Source organism: Streptomyces sp. NPDC048018 (genome assembly GCF_043202995.1).
GTDB lineage: Bacteria > Actinomycetota > Actinomycetes > Streptomycetales > Streptomycetaceae > Streptomyces.
Genome location: NZ_JBIDBK010000025.1, coordinates 1 through 11,993, shown reverse-complemented (window position 1 = coordinate 11,993; position 11,993 = coordinate 1). Strand labels below are relative to the sequence as shown.

The following is an 11,993-nucleotide window of genomic DNA, read 5'->3' as shown; positions in this document are numbered from 1 at the left end:
CTCTCACGACCCGATCGCCACACGCCCGATCACCTCATCCAAGCGGCCTCGTCGCCCGAGTAAGCAAACAGCCCTGCCGGGACAAAACGCTCTTTGAGGGAGCGTCAATATCGACCCTCGGACGACACGGCGTACGCCGTCTCACATCAGCCGGTCCCTCGCAATCGAACATCGAGGTGACGCTCCGCGACGGCTCCCCAAGATCTGTGCCAGAACCTCGTTTTCACCTACGCAGCCAGCAGCCCGGAGGCCACCGAGACGGTCAACGGCGATGGCGATGAACCGCCATCCTGTGCCGCCCTCGTCCGCTGACGTTGCCGTCAATTACTGCCGTCAAACACCAGCGAAGCCCCGCCAGACTACGCCCGGCGGGGCTTCGATTCGCTAGCGGGAACATCAAAGTTGCTTTGACGAACCCCGCGTTGCCACCTCAGCGCGAAATTGACGCCTGAAGCAGGTTGCACGCGGAGGACCAAGACGGCAAGGCGCCTTGAACCTCTTTCAGGTCCCCACTCAAATAGTCGGGCGGCACATCGCCGATTCCTTCCACTTCGAGGACGTAAAACTCCGCCACATCGCCCGCCACTGCAAGGTGAGCCTCCGGGAAGAATTCGAGTCTTGCACGATGAAAAGTGCCCAACCGGTCAGCAGCACTGGATACTACCGTCAGCGCCGCGAGGGGAAACTGCTGTGTCGGTGACTTCCAGTCGAACGAGCGCAGACCCCGGACCACAAGCAGCGCAGAATTTCCCACTTCAAACTGCAAGGAGGTGCGCAGTTCGAAGAGAAGTGCCGCCGTGGAGGTCAAGTGGCACACCCGAGAGTCGAGCAACTGCGCCTCTTGCAGCGCGTCCGCTTCTTGCAGGGGATCCACTTCGACCGAGCCGAGAACTTCCGGATATGGCCTGGCATGGACGAGATCATTTATCGAGATCATGGAATCCGGATGTGATTGTAGGGGTCAGCCCTGCTGACCGTCTGCCCAGTTAGGGGGTTGACTGACTGACCTGCTTTATTCATGTACACCACATAACCGTTCAGGTACTGATACTTGCCGGTGGTCACAGGGTCCATTACTCGAACTTGCACCACCCGAGGATCGAGGCCCTTAGTTCCGGCCGGAATGTCGTAAGCCCAGCCCTTACCCGTGTCAACCGGTGTGCCTGCAGCCCCCTTAGGCAGTGGCAATACCTCTCCAGCAGGCCCAGTCACCGACCCGATGGGGCAGTTGCTGTTGTGAACCAGGACCGGAGTGGCCCCCGCCAGCACATAGTACGTGTGGAGGTCAGCGATGGTGAGGTTGTATGTGTCCTGCGCTGCTGTGTAGGTGCGAGTTCTCTGGACAGTAGCGCTCGTTCCGCGCTCGGTGAGCAGGGTCATGCCGGGCGCGAGGTCACCGGCATCAAGCCACTTCTGCTCGGACTCGGACCAGAAGGGGTGGTGTTCGGTTGCGGTGATCGTCCGGGAGCCGTCGCCGGTAGTGATGGTGAGGTCGACGAAAGTCTTGTCGGCCTGGGTGAAAATGGTGGCGGTTACTTGCTTCGGCTTGGTTTCTCCGGTTTCAGGGTTGGTGGCGATCACCATGTCCCCGGCTTCGACATTCTCGATCGGCTTGGTTGAGCCATCCGCCAGCAGGATCTGCGTGCCGGGTGCAAAGCTGTTTCGGCCGCAGAGCGCTCCGGGCCTGCCCTTGGCTCCTGCTCCTACACGTGAGGCCAGACCGGAGGCGAGTGCTTCGCCGAATGCCTGCGATGTGGGTTTGTCGTAGATTTCGGAGTCGATGTGCTTACCTGCGAGACCTGCCTCAAGCGGGTCCTTGTAGCAGGTGATGACGTCGCAGAGGTGGCTGCGGAAGTACTCGATTTCCTCATCCGATGCGCCCGCTGCCCACATCTTGAAGGAAACCTGATCGGTGACGTTTCCGTGCGGATCGTATTTCGCGATCATTCGATGAACTTCGGCGGCGCCCACAGTGTCGGGGTTCCGAAGCCACTTCGAATTGGACGGGGGCCTTGAATCCATTACGACGGCGGCTGCATACGCCTGCCGTGTTGCGTCTGCCTGGGTACCGTCCCAGGTTCCCCAGTCGGCGTCCTGGTAGAAGGTTTCGCCCTTGCCGCCGGAGCCGTCGTCGAGTTTGAGGCCGGTGGGGTCGGAGTTGGTGATGGGGTTGCCGTTGGCGTAGGTGTACCCGTTCATCTGGAGCGGGTCGGTGATGTCGATGATGGGGTCGGCGGAGATGAAGCGGCCGGTGGTGGCGTCGTATTCGCGGGCGCCGATGTGGGTGAGGCCGGTAGTGGGGTCGTCGACGCCGGTGCCGAGGAAGGTGTGGCGGTCGGGCCAGTTGGTGGGTTTGGTGCCGCGGGGGTTGCCGTAGGGGTCGAAGAAGCGGCGGGTGACGGCCTGGCTGGCGGTCTGGTCGATTGCGGTGGTGGAGGTGTTGTGCTGGTCGGTTCGCAGGACGGTGAGTTTGTGGCCGGTGGTCTTGCCTGCGGTGGTGCGCAGGGTGGTGGGTGCGCCGGGGTGGCTGTAGGCGCGGCGGGCGTCGACGGCTTGGCCGGCGGTGTTGGCGGTGATCTCGGTTTCGCCGAGGTAGAGGGTGCGGGTGGTGCCGTTGTCTTCGACGAGGCGGTTGCCGGATGCGTCGTAGAGGTAGGTGACCTCGGGGGTGCCGTCGTTGTTGGTGTTGGCTGAGGTCAGCTTGTTGCGGCGGTCCCAGGCGAAGCTGGTGGTGTCGCCGCCGGCGGTGAGGCGGCTGGTGGTGTTGCCGGTGGTGTCGTGCTGGTAGCTCTGGCGCAGGGCGAACGTCGACCCGGCGATGTCCTGTCGGGAGGCGATGCTGGCGAGGGTGTGGGGCTGGCTGGTGGCGGGCGGCTGGGTCTGGTTGCCCTGGACGGTCTTGCCGTAGGTGTACTGGTATTCCTCGTTGGTGTTGACACCAGTGGGGTCGTGGACGGTGAGTTTGGTTCGGTTGCCGATGGCGTCGAACTGGTAGGACTGCCAGTAGCCGTTGCTGTCGTCACCTGCGGTTACCTGGCTCTGGGTGGGGCCGTGCACGCCGCCGTCGCCGGCGACGGCGGTGGTGGGGCAGCCCTGGGTGCCGGTCCAGGCGTGGATCAGCTGCCCCATCGGGTCGTAGGTGAAGCATTGCCGGTCGGTCTTGGTGGTCGTCTGGGTGCCGTTGTTTTCCGACTGACTTCCGGTGATGGAAGTGATGTTGCCGACCGTGTCGTACTGGTAGTTGAGTGCGGAGCTCCAGATCGGGGACGTGGTCTCCCGCTGCGCGACGGTCTGCTTCAGCCAGCCGGTGAACTCGTCGTAGGCGGTGGTGGTCCAGATGCGGCGTGATGCGTCGCCGGTGGTGGTGCGCAGGACCTCGCCGTGGGGGCTGTAGATGGTGCCGGAGGTGTACCAGGCGAGCCCGGAGGTGGTGATGGGGGCGCCTTCTCCGCTGTAGCGGGTGATCACCTTTTCCGTGGCAAGTCCACCGGGGGTTGCCGGGAGGGTCACCGACTGGGGCTTGCCGGTGGCCGTGTAGGTGGTGGAGTAGATGTAGGTACCGGCGAGTCCCTTGGTGATTCCGGCGAGGCTTGTGGTGCCGGTGATCTCGGGGATGGTGATCTTCGTGCCGGTGGGGCGGGCTTCGGTGTCGTAGCCGGTGACCTCACTGGTGAAGGCCGCACCGTCGTAGTAGCGGGTGGAGGCGACGGGATAGCCCTTGCCGCCGGAGAGGGTGTCGTAGGTCCATTTCGCGACCAGCGGGCCGGTGTCGGAGTCGTCGTGCAACTCTGTCTTGCGGCCCAGCGCGTCGTACAGGGTGTGCTGGGTGCGCAGCAGGCTGTCCCTGGACCAGGTCTGCTGGTCGAGATCGTTGTAGCCGAAGGACGCCGTGCCGATGTCAGGATCCTTGGATTCCTTCAGTCGCCCACGGACGTCGTAGGTGTAGGTCCAGGTGTTGTTCTGGGGGTCGGTGACCTGGGCCACCTTGCCCTTGGGGTCATAGCTGTACCGAGTCTCGAGGCTGGCGGGCGCCGGTCCGGTGAGGTCGGTGGTCGTGTAGTGCTGGATGCGTTCGGTCCGGCCGAGCGCGTCGGTCCAGGTCTTGAGGGATCGGCTTCCCTGGAGGGGCGTCGTGCCACCGGGGGACATGCCGGTGCGGGCGAGCGTCCAGTCTCCTGCGTATTGAGCGGTCGAGGAGTACTTCGCTGTGCCCTTGGAGAGGGTGGTGGTACGCACGGCCCGTCCGAGGCCGTCGTAGGCGGTCTTCGTGGAGTTCGGGACCTCGTAGTCCGACAACGGTGCGTAGGTTTCCGCCTTCGGCTCGTCCTTGGCGAAGTAGGCGTTCTTCGTTTCGCTGACGGTGCCGCTTGCGTTGTACAGGGTGTCGGTGATGATCCGGCCGCCGCTGAGGGCTTCGGTCTGGGTCTGGCGCGGGCGCAGCAGGCCGTCGTAGATGGTGACGGAGTCCTCGTAGGTGCCGTTGTCGCGCAGGGTCCTGGCGGTGACCGCGGGTACCTTGTCGGCGTCTATCTGGTACTCGTAGTGCGTCGACGCCTTGTCCGTGGCCTGGTTACGTGAGGGGGACCACACGTCGATAAGTCGCCCCAGAGGGTCGTAGCGACCAGTGGTCTTGCGCCCGTTGGCATCGACGACCGACAGCGGCGTGCCTCGACCCGGGTCGTAGGCCGTGGTCGTCGTGTGGCCCAGAGCGTTAGTCGTGGTGATCGCGAAAGGCACGCCCGTGGCGGGGCTGTACGAGGTAGTGCTGGGGTTGCTCTTGGCGTCGAGGACCTTGGTCACGCGGCCCAGGGCGTCGTAGTCGGTGCGGGCTGAGGTGATCCAGCCGGTGCCGTCGCCGTTGATGCTGTCGACCTGTCGCGCCAGGCCCTTGCTCGGGGCAGTTCCAAAGGCTGCCAGGGCGTCGTAGGAGGTTCGGGTGTCCGAGATGATCTGGGTGCCGGTGGCCGCCGCTGCTTGGGCGCAGGTGCCGACGGTGGTCCGGATGCGCTGGGGCAGTCCGATCAGGTTGATGTTCGTGTTGTGGACGTAGGACGTGGTGGTGCAGGACTCGTCGCCCGTGACCGCGGTGCCTTGCTCATTGGGGGCGAGCGTGTAGGTGTGGGTGGTCAGCGGCAGGTCGTAGCCGTCCCGGGTAAGCGTCTCGGTCCGCTTGGTGCGGACCTTGCCGCCGCTGATCGACTCGATGGCGTCGGTACGCAGGGTTCCGGTGCGGTAGGCCTCGAGTGGGGGGAGGCCCTCTCGGGTGCGCGTCGCGGTGGTGGTGGCGAACGGCCAGGTGAGTTGCCGGGTAGCGATGCTGCCGCCGGCCTTGGTGTAAGTGATGGTCTCGTAGGCCTGCCCCTGGTAGGCGGGCAGGTCCTCGCCCATCGTCTCGGTGCCGGTCGAGTCCTTGACCGTGATGGCGGCGCGGCCGGCGTCCTTGGACATGCCACGGAAGAAGCGGCTTGTGGTCTGGGACTGCTCGGTTGCGGTGTTCGGGTCGGCGGCCGAGGTGATGCCCTTGCGTACGGTCACCTGGTCGTAGCCGCGCCACTGGTCGTAGGTGCGCAGTTCGGGCTTGGTGAACTCGTCGGTGTTCTTGGCCCAGGCTGCACCCTTTGCGGTGTCGTAGAGGTAGGTGGTGACGACGTCTGGCTGCCGGGTGGCGCGGTCTTTCTCCAGAACCTGTTCGACGACGTACTTGTTGAACCACTCGACCTTCGGGTTCTCCACGTCCGGGTCGACGGACCACTTGCTGGGGAAGCATCGCGTCGTATTGGACTCAGGTGCCGGGTGCGTTCCGCCGACGGGGCAGGGGGCGGAGTAGTCGACGTAGATTTCTCCGCCGGTCTCGGTGCGGATGGTTTCCACCCGCAGGCGGTCGAAGTCGGGGGTGGCGTCGGTTGTGCTGGTTGCGACGCGGTTGGGCATGTCGACGACGTTGGCGATGAAGGAAACGGAAGGCATCGCGGTGCTGACCTGCTTGCCTGCCGCGTCCTTGTCCGTGCCGTATCCGGTGCGGGTGATCGATTCCAGCCAGAGCGGCGGATGGGTGTCCGTGCGCTGGCGGGGGAAGGACTGCTTCAGGTTCCAGGCGTCGACGAGGGACAGAGTGGTCGAGCCCGGTGTGCGCTGTCCGTAGGTGTTGACCGCGGCAAGCCTCATGCGGGTCCAGAACGTGGGCGCCGACACGAAGCACTTCTTTGCATCTACCTTGCAGTGCAGGGTGGAGGGGGTGTCCCACCAGGACTGCTTGTCCGCGTAGTTCTCGGACTCGAACTCCGTGTCCGAGCAGGTGACGGAGCCTTCCTTGATGCAGCGCTGGTCGACCTTGAACTCGACCCGGCCCGCCGGAGGACCGCTGAGGTTGTCCGAGTGGAGGCCGTAGAGGATCTGCGTCGGATAGCCGCCTCGGACGTAGGAGACGGGAGCTTCATACGCCTCGTTCTTCGCGTACTCGTTGGCTTCCTGCTTCCAGTCGATGATCATGGCGTTGCCGTGGACGTCCTCGACGTAGTCGAGGTTCCAGCGCCAGGCCTGGGTGCAGGAGGAGGCGGGGTAGGTGGCCTGGTGGCAGGGCTCGCCGCTGTGGTTGCCGAACACCGGGGCGGTGAAAGCGGAATTGGTGACGGGCCGGGTGCCGGTGCCGTCGACGTCGTTGCGCCCGAAGTAGTAGCGGGTGCCGTCGCGGGTGGTGACCTTCCAGAACTCGCCGTCGTACTTCGTGTCCTGCTTGACCCGGTCGTTGCCCTGCTTGTCGAGGTACTCGACCTCAGCGCCGTCGTCGTTCGCGGGGACCCACTTGTTGTCCTCGAGGACCAGTTCGGTGGTGGAGCCACCGAGGGACAGGACGAGGTTGTCACTGGCCCAGCACAGGTCGGACTTCTTCTTGTCCGCGTCACCTGCGTTGTTGGCGCCGTCCTTGGTGTCGTCGGAGCAGGAACGGTAGCGGCGCTCGATGAATCCGGGGTGGTAGTCCCAGCCGTCACCGATCCAGGAAGCCTGGCTGTTGGCAACGGACGTCTTCCCGTCGACGGACTGCGAGGAGTAGGAGAAGGCGACCTTGGGCGCGGGTCCGGCCGGCGGGGCCGGAACGGCGAGAGGGTAGGTCCAGGAGAAGCCGCCCGAGCTGCCCCCGGCTGACCAGGAGCCGGAGGGCGACAGCGAGGTCGCCTTGAAGGTGCCCCCGGCACCCGCGGCGGAGTCCGTCGCCGCCAGGACGACAGGCCCGCCGCCCGCTTGCGCCGACAGGCCCTGCGTCTGTGCCGTTGCCGGGTCGATGGTCGCGCGGACGGTCTCCCCGGCAGGATCGTTGACCGTCGGAACAGCGGTCGCCTTGCTGCACTCCGGGGCGTCCGGAGTGGTCAGGAAGCATTCGGGCAGCTGGACAAACTTCAGACGCGACGACCACTCGGTGCCATACAGATCCTCGAACTTGCTGTAGTCCAGCTCCACGTCCACAGGGGTTGCGCCTGTGGAGGGAGGCGTCACCTTGATCAGCGCACCGTCGACCTCAGCGGTCTCGGTCGTGCTCCGGTCCGCGACAGTGACGCTCCAGGTTCCCGTCGGAGCGGGTGGGGTTGGCTCCGAGGCCGTGGGACTCGCCTGCCCCAGCTTCACCGGCAGGTCACCGGCCTGAACAAGCTCGTCCCCTGCCTGATCGAGAGAAACCGGCTTCGTGCCGGGAGTTGCCGGAATCGTGTTGTCCGGCGTGTACTCGGCAGGCGGCTCGACAGGCTTGCCGGACCAGCTGCTCAGCTCATCGATTTTCGCCTCGTCCGGGGGAGCGAGCTCGCTCGGCTGAAGATCGACCAGGTCGATGCCATCGCGCGCGCTGCCCGGCGGAATCGCCCACGCCGAAGCCGGCAACAGCGTCGCCATGAGAAGGGCCGACACGGTCACACCCAGGCCGCGACGGAACCGAGGGCCCCCGCGTGGCTGGCGGGAGAACCGGTTCCGGCTTCCGCGCACGCCGAACGAACGTCCCGAAACGGGCGAGGACATGTGACCCCCACTTCCACCGCCGGCCCATTGCGAGGCCACGGGGGATTAGACAAATAGCCAGCAGATTGTGCAGGCAGTCGACACCAAAAATCCACAATTCTTTGTCACGTGTGCGTTCACTCACATGCGAGAACTGAATAAAAGAATGCAAACGCCAAGTATCGGTAAGTGGGCATGTAATTATGACGGGCTGACTGGAAAGGTTTGATGTGCCGTCAACCGCATTAAAGCTGGTCAAGGTGGCGCGAAAATTGAGCGAAGAGGAGGCGTTTCTTCCTATTTGGTCACATTGGCGCTACGAGAACCTGCTGCTCAGCCCACCCGGGCGCCCCCGACGTGCGCCACACCATTCGCGGTCTCCACTGGTCTTGCCCGACGCCCTTGAAGGTGACGGAACCGTGAAGATGGTTCATGCTCTGCTGGCACACATCTGCGTACGCAGGAATTCCGAGGGTCGCTCAGCATTCAGGCGCCCGAGGGGGGAAAGGGAGTCATGGACGCCACCGAGGCCTCGGGCAGCAACACACACGCATCGCCCGATAAAGCCCCCGAGTCCGACGTGAAGGCCCCACCCACCGCAAACGCCAGACCCTTCATGGGGAAGCGCACCCGAGCCGCCCTCGCAGCAACCCTCGCCGCCGCAGTCGCCCTCCCACTGGCCATACACCTCACCCGTGGCCCCGCGCCCGAACCGCAGCCACGCGCAGCCGACGACAAGACTGCCCACGCGCCCATCGACGCGGCCCAGGCCATCCGCGAGGCCAAGCGCACCCGCAGGGACGTCGTCGTCACCGCCCAACACACCGCCAACTCCACCACCTGGGCACAGCCCGACGGCCTTCTGCGCACCCGCACCTACAGCGACACCATTCGCGCGAAGGTCGGCGACGAGTGGAAGAAGATCGACACCACTCTGCGTCGAGTCGGCGGCGGCTACGCCCCCAAGGCCGTCAACGACCCGCTGCTGTTCAGCGGCGGGTCCACCGGGAAGCAGGCCAGCACCGGCAAGGCCTCCCGCTCCTACCACCGCGCCGCCCTGCAGCCGGCTGCCGCCACCAGCGACGACGCACAGGCTTGGAACGAACTGGTCCGCCTCAACGTCGACGGCCATGACCTCGTTGTCAGCTGGCCAGGACCTCTGCCTGCACCGGTCGTCAACGGCTCGCGCGCACTGTACGAAAACGTCCGCCCCGGCATCGACCTGCTCCTCACCGCCCGGGACAGCGGCTACTCCCACGTGCTCATCGTCCACAACCGCGAAGCGGCCAAGGACCCGCTCCTTTCCGACCTCGACTACCGCCTCACCTCGCCCTCGCTGACCTTCACCCTCAACGACGAGACGAATGTCGTCAGTGCCCGCGACAGTGAGGGTCAGGAACTCGCCGCGGCCCCGACCCCCTATCTGTGGGACTCCGCCGGCGCGGTGAAAACGACCGAAGGGGAGCCCGTCCCCACGGCCGATCCCGCTGTTGCGGACACCGCCCTTGCTCTGCCGGGACTTGCCGGCCCGCAGCCCGGAACCCATGACGCCGTCCTCGACGCCACACTCGCCACGGACGGCACGCTCGGGCTCGCGATGAACACCAAGGTCCTTGACGACCCGGACACGGTCTACCCTGTCTTCATCGATCCCTCGTTCAAGGGACACAAAAAGAACTGGACGCTGCTCTACCAGGCAGCCCCTACCTCCAGCTTCTACAACGGACAGAACTTCAACGACGGCACCAACGACGCCCGCGTCGGCTACGAAGCCACCACCGGCGGCCTGTCTCGTTCCGTGTTCAGCTTCGAAAACCCCAGCACCCTGTACGGCGTCACGATCAAGTCGGCCACCTTCCGCGCCCTGCAGACCTACTCATGGGGCTGCTCGGCACGCCAATACGACGTCTGGCTCACCGGGGGCATCACCAGCGCCAATACCTGGAACAACCAACCCAGCTGGAGCCGCGTCCTCGGCAGCCAGACCAACGGCTACGGCTACAACGCCAGCTCCTGCCCCGACCAGTGGGTTGCCGTCAACGTCAAATCCGCAGCACAGGACGCCGCCTACGGCAAGTGGGCCAGCCTCAACCTCGGCCTGCGTGCCTCCAACGAGGGCGACACCAACGCCTGGAAGAAGTTCATGGCCAACGGCGAGAGCTCGCCGTACATCGAAACCGTCTACAACCGCCCGCCGAACGAACCGGTCCTGTCCGGTATGAAGACCACGCCGGGCGGCGTCTGCGACTACACCTCGCCCTTCCCCTCTGTCGGCCTGTCCGACATCACCTTCAGCGCCAAGGGCAGCGACACCGACGGCAACCTCCGCTACGTCCACGTCAAGATCTGGCCGAGCGGAGACACCACGCACCCGGTGCGGGACGGCAACTACACCCCCACCAGCGACGGCACCGTCACCGTGCCCGTACCGTCCGCGAGCTTCACCGACGGCAAGACCTACACCTGGACCGCCTGGAGCATCGACACCGAAGGCGCCATCTCCGCCTGGGGCCCGGCTGGCACCACCGCCTACTGCCAGTTCACCGTCGACAAAACCGCACCCGCAAGCCCCACCGTCAGCTCCACCATCTACCCGCCCTCCGGAGACGACTTCAGCACCTGGAGCACGGTCCTCCACCGGACCCCGGGACTCTTCACGTTCTCCGTCAACAACAACCCGGACGTGGTGAAGTACGAGTACAGCTTCAACGCGCCCAACTACGCCCAGATCATCGACCTCACCGTCGCGCCCTACAAACCCGGCAGTGACGCGGAGAAAGAACTGACACCACCCTTGGCCGGCCCGAACACGCTCTACGTCCGAGCCCGGGACAAGGCCGGCAACGTCTCCGCCCCTCGCACTTACGCCTTCTTCGTGCGCCCCCTTCCCGGCAAGGACAAGCCCGGAGACGCCAGCGGCGACGGCACCCCCGACCTCTACGCCGTCGACGACAAGGGCAACCTCCAGCTCTACGCCGCCCAGGCAGGCGACATCGACTCCGGACTGCCCGCCTCCTACACCACCGAGAGCGGAACCCCCGAACCCGTAGAGGGCCACTGGACCGGCGCACTGCTCAGCCATCACTCCGACTGGTTCCCCGGAGACGGCATCACCGACATGCTCGCCCGCGTCGACGGCGACCTCTACGTCTACCCCGGCGACGGCTACGGCAGCTTCGACATCCATCAGCGCATCCCCGTACTCCTGCCTCCCGGCGCCCCCAGTCCCGCAACTCTCGACCAGATCGTCGCCATCGGCGACGCCACCGGCGACGGACAACTGGACGCCATGGCCACCACCACCAGCGGCGACCTGTGGGCCTTCACCGGCTACACCGGAGCATCGTTCGAACAGGCCACCCGCCTCATCAGCGGCTCCTGGGCCGACCGCGACATCTTCGTCGCCGGCGACATCAGCGGCGACGGCGTACTCGACCTCGTCTTCCGCAACAACACCGCCGGCGAGCTCCGCCTGCGCCAGGGCAAGGCCGCCTCATCGGGCGGAACCGACCTCATGTCCCTCTCCAGCGCCGCCGCCTCTGCGACACCCACTGACCCCGTCTACAGCCTCGCCGCTGGCTGGGGACCGGCCAGCATCACCTTGTTCATGGGCACTCCCGACGCCAGCGGCGACGGAATCCCGGACTTCTGGGCGATGTACAAGACCGGCAACGTCCGCTTCTATCGAGGCGGACGCACCTCACACGAAGCCTCTTACGGCAACGTGATCCAGACCGGCGACGACCTGTGGACCGACAAGGTCGCCTTCGGCTGACAGCCATCACACGACATCGACTCGACGAAGCAAGCTCAAACTGTGACGACCAGAGCCTTCCCTGCACCGGATCGACGGGACCTCGCCGCCTGGGTGTCGCCCACCGGCCGAAGTACAGTGCCACCGGCCGGCATGGGCCACTAGGGCCTGTTGCGAAAGTGGATCTTGCTCGTTGATGATCGCATGTCGTGGGACGTGGTGATCTAACGAACGGCCAGTGGGCCCGGCTTGAGCC

General features: G+C 65.4%; 3 protein-coding genes. 1 reads left to right on the top strand and 2 read right to left on the bottom strand.

The genetic code is table 11. The features are described from left to right. Positions 1–430: 430 nt before the first annotated feature. Both ACGF1Z_RS35520 and ACGF1Z_RS35515 read right to left on the bottom strand, forming a co-directional pair. On the bottom strand, positions 431–937 hold the full coding sequence (locus ACGF1Z_RS35520) for a hypothetical protein (RefSeq protein ID WP_393010770.1): 507 nt from the start codon (positions 935–937) through the stop codon (positions 431–433). Further along, positions 934–7,881, bottom strand: a complete 6,948-nt coding sequence (locus tag ACGF1Z_RS35515; protein WP_393010768.1) for a polymorphic toxin-type HINT domain-containing protein — start codon at positions 7,879–7,881, stop codon at positions 934–936. Before ACGF1Z_RS35515 ends, ACGF1Z_RS35520 begins: the two co-directional genes overlap by 4 nt. 616 nt (positions 7,882–8,497) lie before the next feature. On the opposite strand from ACGF1Z_RS35515, the gene ACGF1Z_RS35510 reads away from it, so the two are divergent. Next, complete coding sequence (locus ACGF1Z_RS35510; protein ID WP_393010766.1) at positions 8,498–11,758, top strand: DNRLRE domain-containing protein; 3,261 nt, start codon at positions 8,498–8,500, stop codon at positions 11,756–11,758. Positions 11,759–11,993: the final 235 nt, after the last annotated feature.